General features: G+C 64.1%; 20 protein-coding genes. 6 read left to right on the top strand and 14 right to left on the bottom strand.

Going from position 1 to position 24,994, the window contains the following annotated elements:
- Nucleotides 1-70 precede the first annotated feature (70 nt).
- From murC to ACFWAD_RS20560, 13 genes are all read right to left on the bottom strand, one after another.
- Nucleotides 71-1,579: a UDP-N-acetylmuramate--L-alanine ligase gene (murC, locus tag ACFWAD_RS20620; protein ID WP_283304396.1), complete on the bottom strand. Its 1,509-nt coding sequence runs from the start codon at nucleotides 1,577-1,579 to the stop codon at nucleotides 71-73.
- A complete protein-coding gene (murG, locus tag ACFWAD_RS20615) occupies nucleotides 1,576-2,745 on the bottom strand; it encodes an undecaprenyldiphospho-muramoylpentapeptide beta-N-acetylglucosaminyltransferase (protein WP_378547147.1) in 1,170 nt (389 codons plus the stop codon). The genes murC and murG overlap by 4 nt, the downstream gene beginning before the upstream one ends.
- Nucleotides 2,742-4,220, bottom strand: coding sequence for a putative lipid II flippase FtsW (gene ftsW / locus ACFWAD_RS20610; RefSeq protein ID WP_378547144.1), 1,479 nt, complete (start codon nucleotides 4,218-4,220; stop codon nucleotides 2,742-2,744). The genes murG and ftsW overlap by 4 nt, the downstream gene beginning before the upstream one ends.
- Nucleotides 4,217-5,740 carry a UDP-N-acetylmuramoyl-L-alanine--D-glutamate ligase gene (gene murD / locus ACFWAD_RS20605; RefSeq protein ID WP_378547141.1) on the bottom strand — a complete coding sequence of 508 codons (1,524 nt, stop codon included), beginning with the start codon at nucleotides 5,738-5,740 and terminating at the stop codon, nucleotides 4,217-4,219. Before murD ends, ftsW begins: the two co-directional genes overlap by 4 nt.
- A 5-nt stretch (nucleotides 5,741-5,745) precedes the next feature.
- Entirely contained in the window at nucleotides 5,746-6,828 is a 1,083-nt protein-coding gene (mraY, locus tag ACFWAD_RS20600) for a phospho-N-acetylmuramoyl-pentapeptide-transferase (RefSeq protein ID WP_003941699.1), read from the bottom strand.
- Nucleotides 6,825-8,411 carry a UDP-N-acetylmuramoyl-tripeptide--D-alanyl-D-alanine ligase gene (murF, locus tag ACFWAD_RS20595; protein ID WP_378547137.1) on the bottom strand — a complete coding sequence of 529 codons (1,587 nt, stop codon included), beginning with the start codon at nucleotides 8,409-8,411 and terminating at the stop codon, nucleotides 6,825-6,827. The genes mraY and murF overlap by 4 nt, the downstream gene beginning before the upstream one ends.
- On the bottom strand, nucleotides 8,411-10,042 hold the full coding sequence (locus ACFWAD_RS20590) for a UDP-N-acetylmuramoyl-L-alanyl-D-glutamate--2,6-diaminopimelate ligase (RefSeq protein WP_378547134.1): 1,632 nt from the start codon (nucleotides 10,040-10,042) through the stop codon (nucleotides 8,411-8,413). The genes murF and ACFWAD_RS20590 overlap by 1 nt, the downstream gene beginning before the upstream one ends.
- Before the next feature lie 179 nt (nucleotides 10,043-10,221).
- Nucleotides 10,222-12,096 carry a peptidoglycan D,D-transpeptidase FtsI family protein gene (locus tag ACFWAD_RS20585; protein ID WP_378547131.1) on the bottom strand — a complete coding sequence of 625 codons (1,875 nt, stop codon included), beginning with the start codon at nucleotides 12,094-12,096 and terminating at the stop codon, nucleotides 10,222-10,224.
- Complete coding sequence (locus tag ACFWAD_RS20580) at nucleotides 12,093-12,737, bottom strand: hypothetical protein (RefSeq protein ID WP_378547129.1); 645 nt, start codon at nucleotides 12,735-12,737, stop codon at nucleotides 12,093-12,095. Before ACFWAD_RS20580 ends, ACFWAD_RS20585 begins: the two co-directional genes overlap by 4 nt.
- Nucleotides 12,734-13,747 carry a 16S rRNA (cytosine(1402)-N(4))-methyltransferase RsmH gene (gene rsmH, locus ACFWAD_RS20575; protein ID WP_230813526.1) on the bottom strand — a complete coding sequence of 338 codons (1,014 nt, stop codon included), beginning with the start codon at nucleotides 13,745-13,747 and terminating at the stop codon, nucleotides 12,734-12,736. Before rsmH ends, ACFWAD_RS20580 begins: the two co-directional genes overlap by 4 nt.
- Before the next feature lie 190 nt (nucleotides 13,748-13,937).
- Nucleotides 13,938-14,369: a division/cell wall cluster transcriptional repressor MraZ gene (gene mraZ, locus ACFWAD_RS20570; protein WP_003941779.1), complete on the bottom strand. Its 432-nt coding sequence runs from the start codon at nucleotides 14,367-14,369 to the stop codon at nucleotides 13,938-13,940.
- Nucleotides 14,370-14,924: 555 nt separating this feature from the next.
- Nucleotides 14,925-15,371: a DUF3040 domain-containing protein gene (locus ACFWAD_RS20565; protein WP_378547126.1), complete on the bottom strand. Its 447-nt coding sequence runs from the start codon at nucleotides 15,369-15,371 to the stop codon at nucleotides 14,925-14,927.
- A gap of 237 nt (nucleotides 15,372-15,608) precedes the next feature.
- Nucleotides 15,609-16,160, bottom strand: coding sequence for an SAV_6107 family HEPN domain-containing protein (locus tag ACFWAD_RS20560; RefSeq protein WP_378547123.1), 552 nt, complete (start codon nucleotides 16,158-16,160; stop codon nucleotides 15,609-15,611).
- 147 nt (nucleotides 16,161-16,307) lie between these two features.
- Here ACFWAD_RS20560 and ACFWAD_RS20555 point away from each other — a divergent pair, with 147 nt between their 5' ends.
- From ACFWAD_RS20555 to ACFWAD_RS20545, 3 genes are all read left to right on the top strand, one after another.
- Nucleotides 16,308-16,913: a GNAT family N-acetyltransferase gene (locus ACFWAD_RS20555; RefSeq protein ID WP_378547120.1), complete on the top strand. Its 606-nt coding sequence runs from the start codon at nucleotides 16,308-16,310 to the stop codon at nucleotides 16,911-16,913.
- Nucleotides 16,910-18,508 (top strand): phytoene desaturase family protein, encoded by a 1,599-nt coding sequence (locus ACFWAD_RS20550; RefSeq protein WP_378547117.1) that lies wholly within the window; start codon nucleotides 16,910-16,912, stop codon nucleotides 18,506-18,508. Before ACFWAD_RS20555 ends, ACFWAD_RS20550 begins: the two co-directional genes overlap by 4 nt.
- 70 nt (nucleotides 18,509-18,578) lie before the next feature.
- Nucleotides 18,579-19,373 (top strand): LppM family (lipo)protein, encoded by a 795-nt coding sequence (locus ACFWAD_RS20545; RefSeq protein ID WP_378547114.1) that lies wholly within the window; start codon nucleotides 18,579-18,581, stop codon nucleotides 19,371-19,373.
- Between the two features lie 48 nt (nucleotides 19,374-19,421).
- Here the strand turns inward: ACFWAD_RS20545 and ACFWAD_RS20540 are convergent, their stop codons facing one another.
- Entirely contained in the window at nucleotides 19,422-20,411 is a 990-nt protein-coding gene (locus ACFWAD_RS20540; protein ID WP_378547110.1) for a methylenetetrahydrofolate reductase, read from the bottom strand.
- Between the two features lie 170 nt (nucleotides 20,412-20,581).
- On the opposite strand from ACFWAD_RS20540, the gene ACFWAD_RS20535 reads away from it, so the two are divergent.
- The 3 genes from ACFWAD_RS20535 to ACFWAD_RS20525 all read left to right on the top strand — a co-directional run bounded on the left by ACFWAD_RS20535 (nucleotide 20,582) and on the right by ACFWAD_RS20525 (nucleotide 24,983).
- Entirely contained in the window at nucleotides 20,582-21,721 is a 1,140-nt protein-coding gene (locus tag ACFWAD_RS20535; protein WP_378547107.1) for a polyprenyl synthetase family protein, read from the top strand.
- Nucleotides 21,722-21,723: 2 nt separating this feature from the next.
- Nucleotides 21,724-23,316: a phytoene desaturase family protein gene (gene crtI, locus ACFWAD_RS20530; RefSeq protein ID WP_378547104.1), complete on the top strand. Its 1,593-nt coding sequence runs from the start codon at nucleotides 21,724-21,726 to the stop codon at nucleotides 23,314-23,316.
- Between the two features lie 98 nt (nucleotides 23,317-23,414).
- On the top strand, nucleotides 23,415-24,983 hold the full coding sequence (locus ACFWAD_RS20525; protein WP_378547101.1) for an alpha-(1->6)-mannopyranosyltransferase A: 1,569 nt from the start codon (nucleotides 23,415-23,417) through the stop codon (nucleotides 24,981-24,983).
- Nucleotides 24,984-24,994 lie beyond the last annotated feature (11 nt).

Genomic DNA, 24,994 nt, shown 5'->3' with positions numbered 1-24,994 from the left:
CGCCGACGCGTACTGGTGGCTTGTCTGGCTCGAGGATCTCGACGCCCGCGCCGACTTCGTGCGTCGGGTGTCATCGCGGCGCGGGATGCGGCGCCGAACGCAAAGCATCGAGGATCTGTTTGCCGAGCATGGTCACATCACCGGCACCCATCGTGATGACGATGTCGCCGGGGTGAGCCAACGCCGCGACCTGCTTCGGCGCCTGGGACAGATCAGGTTGATAGTGAACGGGTTTGGTGACCGATTGAGCGACCAGCGCACCGCTGACGCCCGGCATCGGCTCTTCGCGAGCGCCGTACACGTCGAGAACAACTACCTCGTCGGCCAAGTCCAGTGCCTGCGCGAACTCCTCGGCGAACGCGGCTGTGCGCGAATAGAGGTGAGGTTGGAATACCACGATTACACGCCCGGCTGCCGAATTGGTCGACGACGAATCGTCTTCCGGTCGAACCAGATCCGCGGCCGCGCCGAGGACCGCGCGAACTTCGGTCGGATGGTGGGCGTAGTCGTCGAACACCCGGACACCACGCTCGCGACCGGTGAACTGGAACCGGCGGTGGACACCACCGAATCCTGCGAGCCCTTCGACGATTTCCTCCGTCTCGGCGCCGGCGTCACGGGCGGCCAGCAGAGCGGCCAGCGCGTTGAGCGCCATGTGCCGACCCGGCACTGCCATCCGCACGGTTCGCGCAGCGCTCTCCCCCGCCAGGTGGAACTGCAGGACTCCGCCGACGTCGTGTGCGTGGAAGCCCAGCAGTCGGACTCCGACCTCGACACCGTCGACAGGCTCGAAGGCAGTGCCCGCCTCCACTTCCTGCGCATCCGCGGATCCGTAACCGAGCACCCGGATGTCCGAACGACCCGAGGCCACGATTCGCTTCGCGAGATCCGCCGATCCCGGATCGTCGAGGCAGACAATCAGGAGCCCGCCCGGGCGTAGCTTGTCGACAAAATCGTCGAACACCTTCACATACGCTTCGACGCTGCCGAAGTAATCGAGGTGATCGGCCTCGATGTTGGTCACGACGATGACGTTGGGGTCGTACTGCAGGAGCGACCCGTCACTTTCGTCCGCCTCGGCGACAAAGACGTCACCGCTGCCGTGATGGGCATTCGTTCCCGCTTCGTTGAGCTCTCCGCCAACGGCAAACGAGGGGTCGAAACCACAGTGCTGCAGGGCGACCACGAGCATCGAGGTCGTCGACGTCTTGCCGTGTGTACCCGAAACCAGGAAGGTGCGATTGCCCTGCATCAGTGATGCAAGGACGGCCGGCCGAAGGATCACCGGGATTCCGCGGCGAGCGGCCTCGACGAGTTCCGGGTTGTCCTTCGGGATGGCCGCGTGAGTCGTGACGACGACGGTCGGTCCGCCTGGTAGCAGGTCGAGAGCATCGGCGTCATGACCGATCCGGACCTGCGCCCCGCGTGCACGAAGCGCCAGGACTCCACGGCTCTCCTTCGCGTCCGAACCCGAGACGAGGCCTCCGCGGGAAAGCAGGATTCGCGCGATGCCGGACATGCCGGCACCGCCGATTCCGACCATGTGTACTCGCTCGAGGTGGGCGGGCAGCGCGGTCATCGGTTTCCCCTTGCGTTTTCCTGGACGGCGTTTTCCTTTGCCGCGATGTCGAGCACGATCCGTGCGATCTCGGTTGCCGCCGTACGGTGTCCGACGTTGGCAGCGCCACTGCTCATCTTTTCGAGGCGCGCGCTGTCACTGAGCATCGGGACGACGGTACCGGCGACAAACGTCGGCGTGAGGTCGTTGTCGGAGACGATGATCGCGCCGCCTGCTGCGACAACGGGTTTCGCGTTGAGCTCCTGCTCACCGTTGCCGTGCGGCAGCGGAACGTAAACGGCCGGAAGCCCGACCGCCGAGACCTCGGCGACCGTCATCGCACCAGAACGACAGATGGTCGCGTCGGCTGCCGCATACGCGAGATCCATCCGCGAAAGATAAGGAACAGCCACGTACGGTGCCGTCTCCGAGTACTGCGTGACCTCGAGGGAGTTCTTGGGTCCGTGTGCGTGCAGCACCGAGATCCCCGCTTTCGCGAGTTCCTGGGCAGCGCCGGAGACCGCGTCGTTGAGCGACTTCGCGCCCTGCGATCCGCCGAAGACGAGTAGAACGGGACCGTCCTGCGGCAGTCCGAAGTACTCGCGCGCTTGCGAGCGAAGTCCCGCTCGATCGAAATTGGCGATCGACGCCCGGACCGGAATGCCGACGATCTCGGCGTCCTGATCGCCGCGGTTCTTCACACCCGACCCCGGAACGGCGGCAAGCACGCGCGTCGCCAGGCGAGCACCGATCTTGTTCGCGATTCCGGCACTGGCGTTTGCTTCGTGGATGACGATCGGAATCTTGCGTCGGCGCCGAAGAACACCACCACGGGCGGCAAGGTACGCCGGAAGCGCAACGTAGCCACCGAAGCCGACTATCACGTCGGCGTCGACGGAATCGAGTACCTCGCGGGTCTTGCGCACCGACGCGAGGATGCGTGTCGGAAGTTTGACGAGATCCATCGTGGGCTTACGAGGAAGCGGAACCGGCGGAATGAGCTCGAGCGTGTAGCCGCGGGCAGGCACCAAGGTGGTTTCGAGACCACGCGCAGTTCCGAGTGCCGTGATCCTGGTGTCGGGCGCAGCGGCCTTGACCGCGTCCGCGACCGCAAGAGCGGGTTCGATGTGACCAGCCGTGCCTCCCCCTGCCACCACTACCGACAGAGCCGATTTGTTGCCGCTCACCTACGAATTCCTCGCTCTCGAACTTCTCGTGGATCTTGTGCCCTACGTGTCGGCGCCTGCCGACGCTGACCATTCTGCCCTCCCACGGTGCGCTTCCGTGACCCAGCGGCCGCACCTCGGGTGGAATCCGCGGAAGTACGAGCGCCTTGATCTGCCCGCTTGCGTCGATCACCCGTCTCGATCGCACGCCGGCCGTCGCGTCCGCGAGCCGGTTCGATCTGCCGCGTGGGCTTCGGTCGACGGATCGGCCGACCCCCTGACGGTGGGTGGTACAGCACCGGCTTGGGGAGTCTGAGCAACTTCGAGATCTTGCCGTCCTGCCCGGAATTCAGAGCGGCAACCGCTTCGGGCTCGTGGCGAGCAGCATTGGCGATGACACCGAACATGAACAACGTGATCGCCAAGGACGAACCACCGGCGGAGACCAAGGGCAACTGGAGTCCGGTCACCGGCAGCAGTCCGATGACGTAGCCGATGTTGATCATTGCCTGGCCGACGATCCAGGTAGTTGCGGTGGCGGACAGGAGCCGCCAGAACGGATCGATGCTGCGGGCTGCGATGCGCAATCCCGTGTAGACGAATACGGCGAACAACCCGATCACGACCGCACAGCCGACAAATCCCAGCTCTTCGCCGATGATCGCGAAGATGAAGTCGTTGTGAGCGTTCGGCAGGTAGTTCCATTTGGCGACGCTCTGCCCGAGTCCGCGTCCGAGCAAGCCTCCGTCGGCGAGGGAATACAGAGCCTGCTTGGCCTGGTAGTTGTTGCCCTGCAGGTCATCGCTCTTGTTGAAGAAGGCCTGAACTCGATCGGAACGATAACCGGCCGTCATGGCCAGCACGCCTGCCACGACAACGCCCGTCACCGCGATCGAGCCGAAGAGCTTCAGTGGCAGCCCACCGAACCACAGCAGGGCCCCGACGATGATTCCCAATGCGATGGTCGTACTGAGGTTCGGCTGCGCGACGACCAGCGCGAAGACCAGCATCGCGGCGGGCACGAGCGGAATCAGGATCGACTTCACGGATCGGTCGTCCGCTCGCCTCGAGGCCAACAGATGGGCGCCCCAGATCGCCAACGCGACCTTCATGATTTCCGAGGGCTGCACCGAGAATCCGCCGACGTTGAACCAGCGACGCGCGCCCTGCGCTTCGGTGCCGATTCCCGGAATCAGGACGAGTACCAGCATGATCAGCACGACGACGAACAGCGGAAACGAATACTGCCGGAGCACTCTCGCCGGAATCCGCAGCGCGACGTAGAAGAGCACCGCCCCGAGAATCGCGAAGATCAACTGCTGGGTGAACAACGAATATGCCGAGCCGCCGGACACGTACTGCTCGACGCTCGACGCCGACAGAACCATCACGAGCCCCAAGACAGTCAACATCGTGGCAATCGTCACCACCAGGTGGAACGACGCCAACGGCCGCGCCAACCAGGCACCGATTCGGGTCTTGGGACCCTTGGTCATCGCAGGTTCCCGGCTTCGCCAGGCGAATCTGTATACGGATCGGGCAGCGCGGCTACTGCGGCGGCGAAGCTGTCACCGCGATGCCCGTAACTGACAAACATGTCCAAGGACGCGGCGGCCGGCGCGAGTACGACGGCGTCACCCGGGGATGCCAAGTCGGCAGCTTCGACTACCACTGCGGCCATGACGGCATCCGCGTCGGCACCCGACGGCAGCCGGATGGTGAGAGTCGAGTTGCTGCTGTTTTCGCTCACCACTGCATCGTCCCCCGACATCACGTGCACCACGGGAACATCGGGCGCGTGTCGCGCGAGCGCGTCCTCGATCACACCAGCGTCACGGCCGAGAAGGACAGCGCCGGAGAGTCTCGGGCCGACTTCGCTCACCAACTGGTCGACGCTTGCTCCCTTGAGTAGACCGCCTGCAACCCAGACGACGCGATCGTGCGCGAGTATCGACGGTCTGGCCGCGTGCGGATTGGTGGCCTTGGAATCGTCGATGTACACAACGGACCCGACACGGCCGACCAGCGCCCCGCGGTGTGGGCCGACCTTGTGTGCGGCCAGTCCACGCTCGACGACGCCTGCGTCGAATCCGAGTGCCCGTGCCAAGGCGGCAGCGGCCAGCGCGTCCATGACGCCGGCCGGACCGGCCGGATCTATGGACGCCGCTTCGGCCAAGCGGACGTGATCGCCGAACGCATTGTCGACGAGGTATCCCCCGTCGACACCGAGTTCTCCTTCGCCCGGTTCACCCAATCTGAACCCGGTGACTTTGTCTGCAGTGGCGCGAGTTCCCAGCTCGGACGCGATTGCGTCATCGAGGCCGACCACCGCGACCTTTCCACTCAATGCCCGCGACTTGGCCTCGGCGTACGCACTCATTCCGCCGTGCCAGTCGAGGTGATCCTCGGCGACGTTGAGGACCACGCCGGCATCCGGACGTACCGAAGGCGCCCAGTGCAGTTGGAACGAGGACAGTTCGACAGCGAGGTACTCCACGCGCGGCGACGTCTCGGCGAGCGCGTCGAGAATCGGCAGCCCGATGTTCCCGCAGGCGCGGCCGACAACTCCGGCGGCGTCAAGAATCGAGGCCAGCATCGACGTCGTCGTGGTCTTTCCGTTGGTCCCCGTCACGACGAGCCACTTGCGCGGCGAGCCGAAGTGCCCGCTGTGGTCGACGCGCCAGGAGAACTCGACGTCTCCCCAAATGGGAATCCCGTGACCGGCGGCGGCTGCCAGGATCGGTGCATCCGGACGAAAGCCGGGACTGGTGACAACGAGCCCGTAGTCGGTGATCGAATCCGGGGCATCCTCGATCGAGGTGGTGGTCACCATGTCCGCGCCGAGTTCGGCGCAGCGCTCCGCGAAGTCCAGAGTCGAATCGGCAACCGTCACGACGGCGCCGAGTGCGACAAGAGGCTCGATGGTGGCTTGACCGGACACCCGCCCACCGGCGACCAGCACTCGCGTACCGCGGAGCCAGGACAGATCGTTCTCGGAATCCGCTGAGCTGGTCATGGTTTTCAGCCTCCGAGCGCTGCGAGGTATTCGCTGTAGAAGAGTGCCAATCCGATTGCCGACGCGATAGCCGCCAGCAACCAGAATCTGATGATCACCGTGGTTTCAGCCCACCCGGCGAGTTCGAAGTGGTGATGGAACGGTGCCATTCGGAACACCCGCCGTCGGCTGGACCGGAACACCGCTACCTGGATCACCACCGACGCGGCCTCCGCGACGAACAGTGCGCCGATGACAACCATCAGCAGTTCCGTGCTGGTGGTGATCGACAACCCCGCGAGCATGCCGCCGAGGGCAAGAGAACCGGTGTCGCCCATGAAGATCTTGGCAGGTGCGGCGTTCCACCACAGGAAACCGATGCACGCGCCGGCGCCGGCCGCGCAGAGCACCGCAAGATCGAGTGGATCGCGGACGTCGTAGCAACCCTTGCCCGGGTTGGTCTCACACGAGTAGCGGAACTGCCAGAACGTGATGATGACGTAGGCGCCGAGAACGAAACTCATCGCCCCGGCGGCCAGACCGTCCAGGCCGTCGGTCAGGTTGACGGCATTGGACCAGGCGCTGACCAGTAGGTAGCAGAACGCGATGAAGACCACGGAACCGAGTGAGACGGTGGCGATGTCACGAACGTACGACAGATGAACACTGCCCGGAGTCAGCCCGTCGTCACCGCGGAACTGAAGGGCCAAGATACCGAAGGCAATTGCTGCGACGAACTGTCCGACCAGCTTCGCTGTCTTGTTCAGTCCGAGATTGCGCTGCTTGCGGATCTTGATGAAGTCGTCGAGGAAACCGACTCCGCCGAGAGCTGTGGTCAGACCCAGAACGAGGAGCCCGGACGCCGATGGCCCCTCCGCGTTGTCCATGCCGAGACCGATGAGGTGCGAGCCGAGATAGCCGGCCCAGATTCCGGTCAGGATCGCGACGCCGCCCATGGTGGGGGTGCCGCGCTTGGCCTGGTGACTGGCCGGACCTTCGGTTCGGATCTCCTGCCCGAAACCTTGTTTCGAGAACGCCTTGATCAGGATCGGCGTGAGCATGATGGAGACCGCGAGTGCGATGCCTGCGGCGAGAAGAATCTGGATCACTGCGAATCCCCGCTGTTCTCGCCGTCAGTGTTCTCGTCACCAGTGATGTTCTCGCTACCGGTGTTCGCGCCGTCGCCGCCGGACGTTGCGGCCAGAATCGCTTCGGCGACCGTCCACAGTTCAACCGACTTGGACGCCTTCACCAGTACGAGATCGCCGGGTTCGAGTTCTGCTTCGAGGATGGCAATTGCCGCAGCTGCGTCGGGCACGACGACGGACTCGTCACCCCACGACCCCTCCATCACCGCTCCTTGATGCATCGCACGCGAGGTGCGGCCCGTTCCGACGACGATCAACTTGCTGACGTCGAGCCTGACGGCAAGGCGACCGATCGCGTCGTGCTCGACCACCGACTCCGGCCCGAGTTCACCCATCTCGCCGAGCACAGCCCAGCTTCGACGCCCGAAGTGCCGATCCGATCGTGCCATGGACACCAACGCCTTGAGGGCGGCGCGCATGGAATCGGGATTGGCGTTGTAACTGTCGTTGACAACGGTGACGCCGTCGGCGCGCTCGGTGACTTCCATTCGCCTCGCGGACGCTGCCTTCGTGCCCTCGAGGACACGCGCGATGTCTTCAACCGCGAGGCCGTTCTCGAGTGCGACAGCCGCAGCGGCAAGAGCATTGCTCACGTGATGTTCGCCGTGCACGGCCAGACGAATACGTGCCGAACCCTGCGAACAGTTCAGTGTGAAGGAAGCCCGGGCCTGATCGTCGACGACCACGTCGGTCGCCCGAACGTCGCAGTCTTCCGACTGGCCGACGAATACGATCCGGGCTTTGGTCCGGCTCGCCATTGCGGCGACCATGCGGTCGTCGGCGTTGAGGACCGCGACGCCACCGTCGGCTGCCGACGGGAGTGCTTCCACCAGTTCACCTTTGGCGACAGCGATCGCTTCACGCGAACCGAATTCACCGAGGTGAGCGGTACCCACGTTGAGAACGACGCCGATCTTCGGCGGCGCAATCTCGGTCAGCTCGCCGACGTGGCCGACCCCGCGTGCCGACATCTCGAGGACCAGGAAGCGAGTCTTCGCGTCCGCGCGGAGGACCGTCCACGGCAAACCCAGTTCGTTGTTGAACGATCCGGGCGGCGCAACCACCTCACCGCGCTCGCGCAGCAGCGCTGCAATCAGATCCTTGGTCGAGGTCTTGCCCGCAGAACCGGTGACACCGACCAGCGTCAGCCCACCATCAGTTGCTGTTCCGTCAGTTGCCAGTTCGTCGACAACTGCTCGGGCCAGAAGACCGAGGGCGTGCAGGACTGCGGCCCCGGATCCGTCGGTGTCGTGTTCGAGCAGCATCACCGCACTGGGACCGTCGTTCGGCACCGAAGGAACGACGATCGCCGGCACTCCGACCGGCCGCGCCGCGAGTACCGCGACGGCGCCTGCCGCCACCGCAGCTTCCGCGTGATCATGGCCGTCGACACGTGCGCCGGGTAGTGCGAGGAAAAGCCCACCTGGACCGACCTTGCGCGAATCGAATTCGACGGTTCCAGTCACCTGCGTCGACGAATCGTCGACGTCGTGCAGGGTTCCTCCGACGATCTCGGCGATCCGAGAGAGCGTCATCGGGATCATTACTTGCCTCCATGTGCTGTGTTGATCGCGAATCGGCCGATCATTTCGCCCAACACCTCGCGGTCGTCGAACGGGTGCTTGACCCCGTCGATTTCTTGACCTATTTCGTGGCCTTTGCCTGCCACCAGGACGACATCTCCTGGCTGTGACCACCGGACCGCTTGCTCGATCGCGGTGGCCCGGTCCCCCACTTCACGAACCTCGCCGCGTTCCGATTCGGGCACGTCCATGGCGCCCTGCATCACCGAAGCACGAATCTTCGCCGGATCCTCGGTACGGGGGTTGTCGTCGGTGACGATCAGCAGGTCTGCACCTCGCGCACCCGCTTCACCCATGAGAGCCCGTTTGCCGGCGTCGCGATCTCCGCCCGCGCCGACCACCACCGCAACTCGGCCGGGAACCTGGTTGCGCAGCGTGGCGATCACGGCTTCGAGCGCTGCCGGCTTGTGCGCGTAGTCGACCACAGCGAGAAAGCTCTGTCCACGGTCGATCCGCTGAACTCGTCCGGGGACATCCACAGTGCCGAGCGCCCGAACAGCGGCGTCCGGGTCGAGGCCGGCAGCAAAACTGACGGTCAACGCCAGCGCAGCGTTGGCCACGTTGTATCGCCCGGGGAGGCGAAGCGAGACCGGCCATGATTGTCCGTCGGGCCCGACCAACTCGAAAGTCTGTGAGCCGTCCTCGGCAACCTCGACCGCACCGACCTTCCATTCGGCCTCGGCCGTCGAGGTCGAGACCGTGGTCACTGCATCGCTCTCGTCGGTCGCGGCCAACTCGGCCATCCGTCGACCCCATACGTCGTCGACGCAGACGACGGCATGCTCGGCTCGCACCGTCGAGTCTGGATCGAACAACCGAGCCTTGGCCTGGAAGTACTCCTCGAAGTCCCGATGGAAATCGAGGTGGTCCTGCGAAAGATTGGTGAAAGCGCCGATGTCGAAGCGGATGCCGTCGACGCGTCCGAGGGCGAGCGCGTGACTGGACACCTCCATGACGACGGTGTCGATCCCCTGCTCCGCCATCACGGCGAACAGAGCATGCAGTTGCGGAGCTTCCGGCGTGGTCAGCGCGCTGGGGACCCGGCGGCCGTCGATGCGAGTCTCGATGGTGCCCACCAGGCCGGGCTTGCGGCCGGCTCCGGCAATCGCTGCTTCGAGCAGGTACGACGTCGTGGTCTTGCCGGACGTGCCGGTGATGCCGACGACCTGCATCTTCTCTGAAGGTCGGCCGTAGATTTCCGCTGAGATCTCGCCGAGCACGTCCCGCGGATTCGGATGAACCAGAACCGGAACGGGACGGTCGGGCGCCTTGTCAGCGGCCTCTATCAATTCCAGGCCGGCCTCGTCGGTCAAGATCGCGGTCGCACCGCGCCCCAGAGCGTCGACGGCGAACTGAGCGCCGTGCGTCCTGGCACCGGGCAGAGCAGCGAAGAGGTCATCGGTCACGATTCCCTGCGCACGCAGGTCGACGCCCTTGACGACCACCTCCGGTGACTGTGATCCCGGTTGTCCGACCCATTCGAGGCGAGCCCCGGACAGTTCGGACAGCGCCGTGACCGCGGTAGCAACCGGTTGTGTCGGACGCGTCCCGGGAGCGCCGTCCGAGTTCGACGATTGCAAACGATTCGGCACTGTCACTCGACTCCTGGGAATTGTCGTTGGTCTACGGCGGTCGTTGGTCTGTCGTTGTTCTATGGCGATCGCAGCGCCAGCAAGGTTCGGCGCACTGCAATGAATGAGATTACTGCGGCGTTTGAGATTACCGTGTCCGGGATTAACCCGAAGACCGTGTCGAACCCCACACCCCGCAATCAGTCCGCCTGCAACACCAACTTGCGACCGGGGTCCGGCGACATCGGAACACTGTCACGCTGCAACATCCACGAGGCGATGTTGTGAAACAACGGCGCTGCCGATTGACCGCCCCCGCCGTCCACGCCGCGAACCGGGGCGTCGAGCATGATTCCGATCACGAATCGAGGGTTGTCCGCGGGCGCGATTCCCGCGAAGGTGATCCAGTAGTTGGAGTTGGAGTAGCACTTGCACGCGGGATCCACCTGCTGCGCGGTCCCGGTCTTTCCACTGACCTGGTATCCCTCGACGCCCGCGGCAACACCGGTTCCTCGTTGGTTGCCGGTGTCTTCCTGAGTGACCGATCGGAACATGTCCCGAACCGTCGAGGCTGTCTGGGCGCTGACCACCTCGACGCCCTCGGGTTGCGGCGTCTCGGTTCGAGCGCCGGAAGAATCGACAGTCGACTTCACGATCCGCGGAGGAATTCGCACACCGTCGTTGGCAATAGCCTGATACATCCCCGTCATCTGCAAGGTTGTCATCGACAGACCCTGACCGATCGGCAAGTTCGCGAAGGTTCCGCCGGACCACTGGTCGCGACTCGGAACGCTGCCCGCGCTCTCGCCGGGAAGTCCGACGTCGGTGCGTTGTCCGAGGCCGAACCTGTTCAGCATGTCTGCGTAGCGATCCTCGCCTACTCGCTGAGCGAGCATCAAGGTGCCGACGTTCGAGGACTTTCCGAACACGCCTGTAGAGGTGTACGGAGCCACACCGTGATCCCACGCATCCTTGACTGTGGCGCCGGCCATCGTGATGCTGCCCGGGACCTGCAGAACTTCGTCCGGAGTTGTCTTACCGTCCTCGATGGCCGCTGCAGCGGTGACGATCTTGTTCACCGATCCAGGTTCGAACGGTGTGCTGACCGACGGATTGCCCATTTCGACTGTCGGCGCGTTCTTGTCGATGCCGATCGCGGGGTTGAAGGTGCTGTCGTTGGACATGGCCAACACCTGCCCCGTCTTGGAGTCCATGACCACAACCGAAGCGTTCTTTGCGCCCGACTTGTCCTTGGCAATCTGAACCTGCTGCTGAACGTAGAACTGGAGATCCGAATCGATGGTCAGTTCGACGCCCGAACCGTTGACGGCCGGTTGCTTGTCACGCCAGCTACCGGGGATCACTGCCCCGTCCGAACCGCGGTCGTAGGTCTCGGATCCATCGGTTCCGGCGAGTGTGGAGTCCATCGAATCTTCGAGGCCGAGCAACCCGTGCCCGTCCCAACCGGTCGCGCCGACGAGATTCGCGGCCAGAGAGCCACCGGGGTACTCGCGGATGTCCTGTCGCTCGAGCCCGACCTCCCGGAACTTGTCCGAGATCTCGGCGGCAACGGCCGGATCCACGCTGCGCGCGAGATACGTGAAGGTCTCGTTGCTGTTCATTTTCTGAAGCAGATCTTTTTCCGGAACGGTATCGCCGAGCTTGGCGTGGATTCCGGCTGCGATCTCAGCGAGGCGATCGCTCACTTCCGGCGCCTGCTTGGCGCCCTCGGCGCCCTGCTCGATGCTCTTGGCGCGTGCTTCCTCGAGTTCCTTGCGTACCCGCACCGGCTGGAAGGTCAGCGCCTTGGCTTCCATGGTGAACGCGAGAGGATTTCCGTTGCGGTCGGTAATCGAGCCGCGTACGGCGGGATCAACCTGCGTCGTGGTTCGTTGATTAGCGGACTCCGCGGCCAGACTCGGCGCGTCGATGCCCTGAATCCACAAGAGCTGCAATGCCGCAACGGCGAGCGCACCACACATGGTGATACGACCGACTCGCTGGCGAAACGGGAAGGAGGCGGTAGCCGAGCGGCGCGGACGCCGACCGGGGTTGTTACGGGAGTTCTGACTCACCGACGTTCCTCAGGCGGAGCAGGCACCGCCGTCGTGGTGGCGGGTGCTGTCGTTGTGGGGATCACAGGAACCAATTGTTCACTCTGCGCGAGGTTTCGCGTGTTATTCGGAACGCTCGGCGTGGCTCCTGGGACTACCGGCGGCGTGGTGCGCGGTGGCGTCGAGGTCGGTGCGGGGACCGACGTGGGCGCATCAAGCGGTGGCATAGCTCCGGCAGTCGCGGGAGTCGGCGTTCCGACGACCTCGACCGAACCATCCGGATGCACCACCAGGCGTGCAGGATCCTTGGCCGGAACCATGCCGAGAGCGCTGGCCTGATTTGCCAACTCCGGAGCCGAGTTACGCGACTGGAAGTCACGTTCGAGCGCTGCTTTCTGCTCAACCAAAGACTGGTTGTAGGCACGCGCATCACTGAGTTGGTACGAATCCTCGGCAGCGCGAGTGGTCAGCAGCAAAGTCACCGCAAGACCGATCGACAGCAGTCCGATGACGGAGGCCACGAACGGTACTCGTCCCTTGAGCATCGCCCGAGGGGAGATCGACGGGCCGGCAGCAGCGGCAGTTCCGGTCCGACCAGCCGCCCGTGCGGTGCGCTTCTCGTATGCGCGTTGCGCTGCACCGGATTTGCCCTGACCACTCATGCTCGCCTCCTGGAAATGCGTTCTGCGGCACGCAAACGCACCGGAGCTGATCGTGGGTTCTCTTCGATTTCCTGCTCGGACGCGCGTTCTGCGCCACGGGTGAGAATGCGGAATTCCGGTCCCATTCCCGGCAACTCGACCGGCAGACCTTCAGGACTGGTGGACTTGGAGCGGGGAACCAACTCCGCCTTCACAACTCGATCCTCGAGCGACTGGTAGGACATGAACACCACTCGTCCACCGACTGCCAGTGCGTCGAGCCCGGCAGGCACCGCTGCACGAAGCGAGTCCAACTCGGCATTGACTTCGATCCGCAGCGCTTGGAAGGTGCGCTTGGCCGGGTGTCCACCGGTACGTCGCGTGGCTGCCGGGATTGTCCGGTAGAGCAACTCGACCAGAGCTGCACTGGTGGTGAAAGGTTCACGCTCACGCTGCCGAAGGACCTCGGACGCAATCTTTCCGGCGAATCTCTCCTCGCCGTACGTGCTCAGAATGCGAGCAAGGTCGCCGTGACTGTAGGTGTTGAGAACCTCGGCCGCGGTCAGCCCGACCGTCTGATCCATTCGCATGTCGAGAGGGGCGTCGATCGAGTACGCAAAACCTCTGTCGGCTTCGTCCAGTTGCATCGACGACACACCCAGATCGAAGAGGATCGCGTGAACCGACTCCGTTGACGGCAGACCGGCCTGTTCGAGCGCGTCTTCGATCCCGTCATACGTGGTGTGCACGAACGTGGTTCGGTCTGCGAAGGGCGCCAGACGCTCGGAAGCGATGCGGAGTGCATTGGTGTCACGGTCGAGACCGATGAGATGAAGGCCCGGGTACTTGCCGAGGAAGAATTCGGAGTGGCCGCCGAGCCCCAACGTCGCATCGATCATGTAGGCGCCCGCACCACCGTCACCGACAGCTGTGATTGCAGGGCCGAGAAGATCGTCGGCGCGATGTAGAAGTACAGGGACGTGTGCGAAGCCATCGGCATCCGAGGGTTCGTTCACCTCGTGATCCACCATGATTGCTCCGGCTCCTACTTTCATGATTTCCGATGACTTTTCGAAAAGTTGCTGACTTTCCGAGAAGGCGATGACTGTTCGAGAAGGCGAATGCTTCGAGGTCCCTGCCCGAAGGAGAACCTGGCGCTGGGGAAGTGCGTCAGGGTCTTTCCGGGCAGAGGCCTCGCGGCATTCGCCGGGGGCTCTTCGCCTAGACGATCTCGCTGAGAGATTCGCCTGTTGCCTGCGAATAGTCCTCTTCGTTGTCTCCGAGATACCTCTCCCAGGCTGCTAGATCCCAGATCTCGAGGTAATCGACGGAGCCGGTCACTACGCATTCTTTCGACAGGTTTGCGTAACGCCGATGATCAGCCGAGAGGGTGATTCGCCCCTGGGCATCGGCGTGCTGTTCATCTGTGCCGGCGGCCAGGGCACGTACATACGCCCGAGCTGCCGGATCATTGCGTGGAGCTGCCGCTGCCTTTCGAGCGAGCTTGACGAACTCGTCCCGGGGGTAGATGGCGAGGCTGTGATCTTGACTCTTGGTGATCATCAATCCTCCTGCCAGTTCGTCTCGGAACTTTGCCGGCAACGTGAGCCGACCTTTGTCGTCGAGCTTCGGCGTGAAGGTACCGAGGAACACTCGACACCTCCTGCGAGCTTGCGCTGAAACCCTCCCTATCGAGCGGATCGTGCTTCAGCTCTCCGCCCGAACCCACAGTACCCCACTTTCCCCCACAAACAAGGAGCACATGGTCCCTATTCAGCATCATTTGCTGATAAATAGCAGGTCAGCGCAGGTGGGGAGACGTGGGGGAAATTTGCAACCGTGTCCCGGCCCACACCACCGTCATATCGAGCCTTCACGCCACGATTTGTCGCTCCCCCGGACAAAATCGCAGTACAAGCACGGTTTTCGAATAGACGTGAGCTGGACGAGGTCTGGTCGAGCGTGGCAGTTCGGCCAGGGTGGAGGAAAGTGGAGGACCGGGTGGAGCGAAGTGGAGGAAGCCCCTGGGCACGTCTACGGGTAGCCAGGGTGGCGAGTGATTCGCTCGCGCGTCACTGATTCGCCGGTAACCCCGCCAGCGCGCACGACAACACCCACACCAACGCGTGTGGTCGTTCGTGCCCTGTAAAGGGCGACATGTCCGAACTGCATCACTCTCGAAGTACGCCCCGAAGGAGGGCAGGAGAGCTAGTCCTGCTCGAACCTGCGTTTGAATCGATCTTCCATCCGCGACGAGAATCCACCGCCGGACTTCCGGCCGCGTCCCCGTCCGGAACCACCGGGGGTACCCCTACCCGGCGGACCGGACGGATGATTGCCGCCTTCGGAAGCGGGGTCGGCAGATGCTGCGGACTTACGTCCACCACCCCAGAGGAACAAAACCCCTGCGCCGAACATGAACAAGAAACCGAACAGGCTGATGATCGGAAAACCGCCCGGCTTGAGCGGGAGGGCAACCCCCGCGATCAGCAGGACCAGACCCAGCACGAATAGAGCCGCTGCTTGGAATCGCCGTCTACTCGACGGCGCCCGCATACGGCCGCCCCTCACATTGGAGGCGAACTTGGGGTCTTCGGCATAGAGAGCGCTCTCGATCTGATCGAGCATGCGCTGCTCGTGCTCGGAGAGTGGCACGGTACCTCCCCCGGCACTGGAAGTTTGGCAACCACCTCACGGTGTGAGGCGGCGGGTAATCAACTTGGACGATTACCTGTTTTCATAATACGAGCAGTTTAGGTCTCGGACCACCAACTCCGGGTACGAGTTCCGCCACAAGCGTACGTATTCGTGCCGAAGGGCCCCGATTCGGCTCCATTTGCCCGCGCAGACCAGGAATTTCCCCGGAAATGACTGCCGGGACGGACCATTTGTTCACGACGCTTGCAAATGCGCGGACGTGTCCTGACCGATGAAATCTTCGACGGCTGTGAGAAAACGACCGACCTCGGCAAAAAATGCGTCGGAATCGGAGTCTGTGATCACGATCGACACACCGGTTTCCACGGCCGCACGCGTAGCGGACCACCCCGCGAAGAACTTCGACCACGCACCGAACGCGGGCGCTGCGGCGTCCATCAGGACCCACGCGTTTCCGGTTCGCTTACGCTTCGAGCCGGCACCGGCGGGAGCCGCCGCCAACACCGCCCCGGCACCACGCAGCGCCGCCAGGTAAGCACACCGGAACCGGTCGGCAGGATCGCCCGCCCCGATCGCTTCCTCCAGAAGCGCATCCGCCTTCCGAAGCAGTCCCCATGCCACACCGGACTTTCCCACTTGAACACTGCTGTGGCTGGTGGCCGTCGCACCGAACGACCGCCGCGCCGACATAGGCAATCGAGAGATTGCGGCCTCCGACGGACTCGACAACTCGGCAGGAAGAGTTCGTACGGATTTCACACGTTCAGGCTTCACACGCTCGGACATCGGGGCACCTCCTGCACCGTAAGGATCCAAGACCAGGTGGGCCGGAGATGCCCGCTTCCCTTCGGGCATCTCCGGATCACCCACATCGAACATCTGTTCGACCTATTCAATATAACTGCACCCACCGACACGCCGTCAAGAGAAGAGGTGAGACCGGTCGACCCGCAGATCGCCTGGACACCACATACGGTCGACCTCGACCGCGAAGAATTCGCGAGTCGACTCCACGAGGCACTGGCCGTGTACGTCACAGCGATGGACTATCCGCGAGGAACCGAGTTCCATCGCGCACCGATGTGGCAGGAGCATGCGAACCGGCCCGGCTGGAAAGCCGTCGGCGCATTGGCAGTTCCCCAGCAACCGTCGCACGAAAATCTGCCACTGGTGGGGATCGCTTACGGGTATCGCGGGAGCCCGGACCAGTGGTGGCATCAGCAGGTACTGCACGGGCTTCGGCGCTCGGGTCGCCCCCAGAGCGAGATCGACGCGATTCTGAGCGACTACTTCGAACTCACCGAACTTCACGTGCATCCGAACGGACAAGGTCACCGGTTGGGCGAATCGCTCTTGCGCCACCTTCTCACCGAGCGACCCGAACGCAGTGTTCTGTTGTCGACCCCCGAGGTGTACGACGAGGACAACCGTGCCTGGCGGCTGTACCGTCGCCTCGGCTTTCGTGACGTGCTCCGCAGATTTCGTTTCGCCGGCGACAACCGACCGTTCGCGGTCCTCGGCCGCGGACTGCCGCTGTGAGCGCACTTCTCGACGCCGTCGTCGTCGGCTCCGGACACAACGCCCTCGTTTCGGCCGCCTACCTCGCACGCGAGGGTTGGTCGGTCGAGGTGCTCGAGAAGGACACGGTTCTCGGCGGCGCCGTCTCGACCGTCGAACGATTTCCCGGATACAAGGTGGACCGGGGGTCGTCGGCGCACCTCATGATTCGACACAGCGGCATCATCGAGGAGCTCGGACTCGCCGCGCACGGGCTGCGCTACATCGACTGTGACCCGTGGGCGTTCGCGCCGCCTGCGCCGGGCACCGACGGGCCGGGCATCGTGTTTCACCGCGACCTCGACGCAACCTGCCGGTCCATCGAACGAGCTTGCGGGACAAAGGACGCCGACTCGTATCGACGGTTCGTCGCAGTCTGGTCGGAGCGCAGTCGACACGTCATGAAAGCGTTTTCGGCGCCGCCCACGGGATCGAACCTGATCGGTGCGTTCGGAGGTCTCGCCACCGCACGCGGCAACAGCGAACTCTCGCGGCAGTTCCTCGCGCCCGGCGACGCACTGCTGGACGAGTATTTCGACAGCGAGGCACTCAAGGCTGCATTGGCGTGGTTCGGCGCCCAGTCCGGGCCTCCGATGTCGGAACCGGGAACCGCTCCGATGGTCGGCTTCGCGGCCCTCATGCACGTCTTGCCTCCCGGGCGGGCAGTCGGCGGGAGCGGCGCGCTGAGCGCTGCGTTGGCCTCCCGCATGGCTGTCGACGGCGCCGCAATCTCACTCGGTGACGGTGTGGCGTCGATCCGCCCTAACTCGAATCACTGGACCGCCACGACCGAGAACGGTCGAGAGATTCACGCTCGCAAGGTAATTGCCGGGTGCCACATCCTCACCACGCTCGAACTCCTGGGCCGCGGCGGCTTCGACGGCGAGACGCTCGAACGATGGCGTCGCCGTATCAGGGTAGGCCCCGGTATCGGTGCGGTACTGCGACTGGCAACATCGGCGCTTCCGTCCTACCGCGGCGACGCCACGACGCAGGAAAGCACGTCGGGATTGCAATTGCTCGTTTCCGATCGCGCCCACTTGCGCACTGCACACGGCGCAGCACTGGCTGGGGAACTTCCTCCTCGCCCTGCGGTTCTCGGAATGAGTTTCAGCGGAATCGATCCCACGATCTCCCCGGCCGGCCGACATCAGGTGACGCTGTGGTCGCAGTGGCAACCGTATCGCCTCAGCGGACATCGTGATTGGGCGTCGGTCGCGGAGGCGGAGGCCGACCGGATCGTCGGCGAGATGGAGGCCGTCGCGCCCGGATTCGCTGATTCCGTCCTCGACCGCTTCATTCAGACTCCCCGCGACATCGAGTCGGAATTGGGGATGATCGGCGGAAATGTCATGCACGTCGAGATGTCACTCGATCAGATGATGTTGTGGCGACCGCTTCCGGAACTGTCCGGGCATCGCGTTCCGGGAGCAGACGGGTTGTATCTGACCGGTGCGTCGACGCATCCCGGTGGTGGGGTGTCCGGAGCCAGTGGTCGCAGTGCCGCTCGAATCGCACTGTCGGACAGCCGCCGGGGTGCGACTGGTCGTTGGATGCGTCGTTCGAGCAGGTCGTGAAGGTCACCCGCCGAACTTCATCCGCCGACACGCCCCCGCCTCGATGACTGGCTACGCCACGGCTGGCACGATGACCACTGTGCAACAGTCCACCGATCCCGCCGCCAAGCCGACCAGTCGGAAACGTTTCCTGACGGTTGCCGCGCTCGCCCTGATGCTTGTTCCCTTGCTTGCCGGGTGCATCCGCGTGCAGGTGTCGATGGGAGTGTCCGCGAACGATCGTGTGACCGGACAGGTGGTAGCTGCTGCTATTCCGGCGAACGAGGCGGACAAGGGTCCGCAGCTGACCCCACCTTCGTCACTGGAGGACAAGATACGGGTTCAGGAGTACAAGAAGGACGGATACGTCGGCAGCCAGGCGTTCTTCAGCGATCTGTCCTTCGGTGACGTCGCCCAACTGGGCTCCATGTACGCCGAGGGGTCCGGGTCGTTCCAGATCACCCTCAAGCGATCCGGGGACACCGTCACACTCGACGGCAAGGCAGACCTGAAGACGGTTCCAACTCAGGGCGCCGACGTCCAGGTCAGCATCGCCTTCCCGGCACGGGTCGGCACGACCAACGGAACACGAGACGGCGATTCCCGGGTGTCGTGGACCTTGCCCGCCGGCGAGGTGTCCACGATGCGCGCCGAGGTCAACTACGCGGACCCCAGCACCCGAAGCTTCGCCGGGTGGGCAGGAATCATGGCCGGGCTGGCGCTCGGTGTCGCGATTATCGTCGGTGCGATGGCCTGGATGGCGCGCAATCGAGCACCGATCAAGCGCGCGCCCGCCGCGAAAGCACCGGCCATGAAGACGCCTGTTACGAAGTCACCCGTCACGAAGCAAGCTGACACCAAGAACCCGAGAAACACCACGAAGTAGCGTCTGGCGGTTGCCCACTCGATCGTTGTCGAGCGAGGCAACCGAAGATCAGACGGCTTGCGCTGTCCCGACCGAGGTGTCGGGGGTGAGACCGAGGCGATCGAGGACCTCGCTGGTGGCACGCGCGAAGTTCAACGTGATGAAGTGCAGGCACGGAGCGCCTTCGGCGATCAACCGCTCACCCATCTCGGTGGCCAGATCGATACCGAGTTCACGGACCGCTGCACGGTTCTCTTCCTGACCGCTTCCAGCCGCGGCGTCGAATCGACGTTCGAGGGCGGGAGGCAGAGACGAGCCCGACAGTTCGAGCATGCGCCTCACCGAACGCAGCGAGGTTACCGGCATGATCTCCGGGATGATCGGCTTGGCGCCCTGTTCTGCGTCATACGCACTCACCCGGTCACGAAGACGCAGGTAGTCCTCCACGTCGAAGAACATCTGCGTGATCGAGTACTCCGCACCGGCACGCAGTTTCGACACCAGGTACTTCGTGTCGTATGCCAAGTCCGGAGCGCGGTAGTGACCCTCGGGGAACGACGCCACACCCACGTGGAAGTCGCCCAGATCACGGACCATCCGCACGAGTTCCTCGGCGTACTCGACGCCCTCGGGATGCTTCTTCCATTCGCCGAGCGGATCGCCGGGCGGATCGCCGCGCAACACGAGGATGTTGCTGATCCCACGATCGGCGTAGGCACCGACCATGGCACGAAGTTCTTCGGTGCTGTGCGACACCGCAGTCAGGTGAGCAACCGGCAGCAGGGTCGTCTCTTCGGCCAGTTCACCGGTGACGCGCACTGTTCGATCGCGCGTCGACCCGCCTGCGCCGTACGTCATCGAGACGAATGCCGGTCCGAGCCGCTCGAAGGTACGCACCGCACGCCACAGACGAGCTTCGGCGTCGGCGTCGCGCGGCGGCGAAAACTCGACCGAGAACGGAATGCGGCTACCTGTCGAGGAAGCGATCCGATCGACGATCGACGGTGTTCGGGTGGCCCACCCCTCGCTGGAGCGGCCCCTGACTGGATCGAATGTCACCGGTCAAGCATATGTTTTCCAGCCGCAAACAAGCTCATCGCCCAGGACTGCGCATCCCGAATGTCAGGATCACGCAGTTCACGGCCCGACCCGCCGTTGATTCCAACCCCCACTAAGCTGGGCTCCAAGCTCGCTTCCGTGTAACCCTCCGGCGCGAGAACATACCGATCTTGGAGGCCACCCTGTCCGCAGGAACCGCGCGCGTTGGACAGAGTTCGACCAACACCGCACCGCATCCGACCTCACTCGAACTGCCAGGCATGTTCGAAGGAGCGCTCCGCGACTTCTTCGCTTCACGCCGCGAACTCGTCTCGAACATCGGCGGTGGATACGAGAAGGCCGTCGATACCCTCGAGGCCTTTGTCCTGCGTGGGGGAAAGCGGGTCCGGCCGTCGTTCGCCTGGACGGGTTGGCTCGGCGCCGGAGGCGACCCGAACGGGAGCGACGCGGACGCGGTGATTCGTGCGTGCGCGGCCCTCGAACTGGTTCAGGCCTGCGCGCTCGTCCACGACGACATCATCGACGCATCAACGACCAGGCGCGGCTTCCCGACCGTTCACGTCGAATTCGAGGACCAGCACCGCGGCGAGAAGTGGAGCGGCGACTCCGCGCACTTCGGCGAGGCCGTCGCCATTCTGCTCGGCGACCTGGCGTTGGCCTGGGCGGACGACATGATCCGAGAATCCGGGATCAGCCCCGAGGCGGCCGCAAGGGTCAGCCCGGTCTGGTCGGCAATGCGCACCGAGGTGCTCGGTGGCCAGTTCCTCGACATCAGCAACGAAGCCCGCGGTGACGAAACCGTCGAGGCGGCCATGCGGGTCAACCGCTACAAAACCGCCGCGTACACGATCGAACGCCCACTGCACCTCGGCGCCGCACTGTTCGGTGCAGACGCCGAGCTGATCGACGCTTACCGCACGTTCGGAACCGACATCGGCATCGCGTTCCAACTTCGCGACGACCTACTCGGAGTGTTCGGAGACCCGTCCGTCACGGGCAAACCCTCGGGCGACGATCTCATTGCAGGCAAGCGCACTGTGCTGTTCGCGATGGCACTCGCCCGCGCCGACGCCGCGGACCCGGCGGCGGCCGAACTACTTCGCAACGGAATCGGCACCGACCTGACCGCCAACGAAGTGGACACCCTGCGCGAGGTGATGACCGATCTCGGCGCCGTCACCGACGTCGAGACGCAGATCGACACTCTCGTCGAGGCAGCGTCGAACGCTCTCGGTGCAAGCACAGCAACGGCGCAGGCCAAGGCTCGTCTCACCGACATGGCGGTCGCGGCCACGAAGCGAAGCTACTGACCGTGGCAGACGTGCACCGCACTCGAACTGTCAGCTCGCCGACCGATCGGGTCGTGATCGTCGGCGCCGGACTCGCCGGACTGTCTGCAGGGTTGTATCTGCGGGGCGCCGGGCGCGAAGTCACGATTCTCGAGAGCAACAGTTCGGTCGGTGGACGAGTCGGCATCTACGAAGGCAGTGACTACAGCATCGACAACGGCGCCACCGTGCTGACGATGCCCGAACTCGTCGAAAACGCCCTTGCCGCCGTCGGCGCCGACCCCGACTCGACGAACCCCAAATTCGTTGTGCACAAGCTCGATCCGACGTACCACGCGCGATTCGCGGACGGCACCGCTCTCGATGTTCACGCCGATCCCGAAGACATGGCTGCCGAAGTAGCCCGCGTCTGCGGGCCGGAAGAAGCGCAGCGATATCGCGTGCTGCGCCGATGGCTGAACCGAATCTTCGACGCCGAATTCGATCGCTTCATGGACGCCGACTTCGATTCTCCCCTCGGACTGGTCAATTCGCGTGCCGCGGTCAAGGATCTGAGCCGACTCGTCGCGCTGGGAGGATTCGGGAAACTGGGTGGGCAGGTGGATCGCAAGATCCGCGACCCTCGCCTTCGGCGGATCTTCACCTTCCAAGCGCTGTATGCCGGCGTTGCTCCGTCTCGAGCCCTCGCGGTGTACGGGGCGATCGCGCACATGGATACCTCGCTCGGCGTCTACTTCCCCGAGGGCGGGATGCGCACGATCGCCGAGTCCATGGCCGACGCCTTCACCGAGGCCGGTGGAATTCTGCATCTCGGCCGCACTGTCGAACGCCTCGAAGTGAGCGATCGGCGCGTGCAAGCCGTTCACACACGCGACGGTGAGCGCTTCCACTGTGACGCCGCTGTCCTCACTCCCGACATGGCCGTCACGGACTCGCTCTTGCGCCCACATACCCGATTCCGCCCGCGCCGGGTGCGTACATCGCCGTCCGCGGTCGTGATTCATGGCACTGTTTCCTCTGCGGTCGCCGACGGATGGCCCGCGCAGCGACACCACATGATCGACTTCGGCGAGGCGTGGAAGCGTACCTTCGCCGAGATCACGGCACGCCGCGGCCGCGGGCAACTGATGAGTGATCCGTCACTGCTCGTCACCCGACCGGCACAGACCGATCCGGGCTTGGCCTTCTCGCGAGACGGCCGGATCCGTGAACCGTTGTCAGTCCTCGCGCCGTGCCCGAATCTGGACAGTGCGCCGCTCGACTGGTCGACTCTCGGCATGCCCTACGTTCGCGAAATCCTCCTCACGCTGCAGGAACGCGGTTACACGGGACTGGTCGAGTCGTTCGAGATCGATCACGTCGACACCCCGCAGACCTGGCTCGAGAAGGGCATGGCCGCCGGTAGTCCGTTCGCGGCGGCACACACCTTCACCCAGACGGGGCCGTTCCGACGCAAGAACCTCGCCCGCGGCTTCGACAACGTCGTTCTCGCCGGGTCGGGAACCGTTCCGGGGGTAGGAGTACCGACCGTTCTGCTGTCCGGTCGGCTCGCCGCCGAACGTATTACCGGTACACGCGAGCGAGCCAGCGCGGTGGGCACTCGTGCGAGCAACTAAACTAGCCCCTCGTAACCGACCATTCATCCACGATTCACCGACTCGGGCGCTGCACGCGCCGATCGACACCGATCTCCTCGGGGGAGGAACCTGCACCGATGACGTCCTCTGCCGCAGCCACTGAAATACCGTGGCACCTAAGGGCCGCCAATTTCCTTCGGACTCCCGAAGGTCACAGTGCACTGCTCGGTTTCTTCGGCGCAGTCATGATCACTTTCGGTGGATTCGGCGCCGGTAGCGTCCGGCGCCAGGATCCACTGCTCGAGTCGATGCATCTGTCCTGGCTACGTTTCGGACACGGATCGATCCTGTCGGCGGCCATCGTGTGGATCGGTGTTCTCTGCATGATCGGCGCCTGGGTTCGACTGGGCCGCTCGACTCTGCGCGGTGACGTCTCGCTGCGCGGTCTGCGCTACGTCGTCCCGGTCTGGACGTTTCCGCTGCTGTTCGCGGTTCCCATGTTCAGCCGTGACGCCTACTCCTACCTGGCACAAGGCGCTTTGTTGCGCAACGGCTTCGACCCGTACGCCGTCGGCCCCGTCGTCAATCCGGGCATCCTGCTCGACAACGTCTCCAACGTGTGGACGACGACTACTACTCCGTACGGGCCGGTTCACCTTCTCCTCGCCGACGCCATTGTTCGTCTGACCGGTGAGAACGTCATCGCGGGCACGATGCTGTTGCGGATCACGATGCTCCCCGGACTCGCCCTGATGATGTGGGCCGTCCCCCATCTCGCGACGAAGCTCGGCGGAAACACCTCGATCGCTCTGTGGCTCGCAGTACTCAATCCCCTCGTCCTGATCCACCTGATCGGCGGCGTTCACAACGAAATGCTCATGGTCGGCCTCATGGCCGCAGGCATCGCGCTCGCTCTCGAACGCAAGCATCTGTTCGGAATAGGGTTGATTGCACTCGCCGTCGCGATCAAGGCAACCGCGGGCGTTGCGCTCCCGTTCATCGTCTGGATCTGGATGATCCACGAGCGGGAGGATGCCGCGGCCGCCGGCCGCGAACCGGCGTCACCGATCCGGTCGTTCGTCAAGACGGCCGGTGCCGGTTTCGCGGTGTTCGTGGCAGTACTGGGATCCACCTCACTGATTGCCGGCGTCGGCCTCGGCTGGACAACAGCGCTCTCCGGCTCGGCAAAGATCATCAACTGGCTCTCGCTGCCCACGATCGTGGCGCACATCGGAACCATGGCCACCTCCTGGTTCGCCGGCGACCATTTCAACGACATCCTCGAAGTCTCCCGGACCATCTCGGCAGTTGTGTTGATCGCGATCATCGCCGTCGTGTGGTGGCGCTACCGCAAGACCGAGCGCGACGCCGTCATGGGCATCGTGATCGTGATGGTCGCCATCGTCATTCTCTCCCCCGCCGCACTCCCCTGGTACTACTCCTGGCCGCTGGCAGTAGCGGCCGGTTTTGCAATGTCGCCGACCACCCTCGCTGTACTCACCGGCCTGTCCACCTGGCTGATGCTCGTGTTCCAGCCGGACGGATCCATCGGCCTGTACACCTTCCCGCATGTGGCTCTGGCCGTCTTCGCCGCCGTGATCGCGGCGATGTCCTTGCAGACGGAAGACCCACTCCGACTTCGTGGTCGCCGTCATGAAAAACCGGCCGAAGTCTCTACACCAGCCTCGGCGACCCCGGCGCCTTGATCCGCGCGATC

It is taken from the genome of Rhodococcus sp. NPDC059969, assembly GCF_042738325.1.
Lineage (GTDB): Bacteria > Actinomycetota > Actinomycetes > Mycobacteriales > Mycobacteriaceae > Rhodococcus_F.
This window is presented reverse-complemented; position numbering and strand designations above follow the sequence as displayed.

Bases quoted from the DNA above. Each gene is read 5' to 3' on its own strand.
- murC (WP_283304396.1), bottom strand. From the start codon at position 1,579: ATGACCGCGCTGCCCGCCCACCTCGAGCGAGTACACATGGTCGGAATC.
- ftsW (WP_378547144.1), bottom strand. From the start codon at position 4,220: ATGACCAAGGGTCCCAAGACCCGAATCGGTGCCTGGTTGGCGCGGCCG.
- murD (WP_378547141.1), bottom strand. From the start codon at position 5,740: ATGACCAGCTCAGCGGATTCCGAGAACGATCTGTCCTGGCTCCGCGGT.
- murF (WP_378547137.1), bottom strand. From the start codon at position 8,411: ATGATCCCGATGACGCTCTCTCGGATCGCCGAGATCGTCGGAGGAACC.
- ACFWAD_RS20580 (WP_378547129.1), bottom strand. From the start codon at position 12,737: ATGAGTGGTCAGGGCAAATCCGGTGCAGCGCAACGCGCATACGAGAAG.
- rsmH (WP_230813526.1), bottom strand. From the start codon at position 13,747: ATGGTGGATCACGAGGTGAACGAACCCTCGGATGCCGATGGCTTCGCA.
- ACFWAD_RS20560 (WP_378547123.1), bottom strand. From the start codon at position 16,160: ATGTCCGAGCGTGTGAAGCCTGAACGTGTGAAATCCGTACGAACTCTT.
- ACFWAD_RS20545 (WP_378547114.1), top strand. From the start codon at position 18,579: ATGACCACTGTGCAACAGTCCACCGATCCCGCCGCCAAGCCGACCAGT.
- ACFWAD_RS20525 (WP_378547101.1), top strand. From the start codon at position 23,415: ATGACGTCCTCTGCCGCAGCCACTGAAATACCGTGGCACCTAAGGGCC.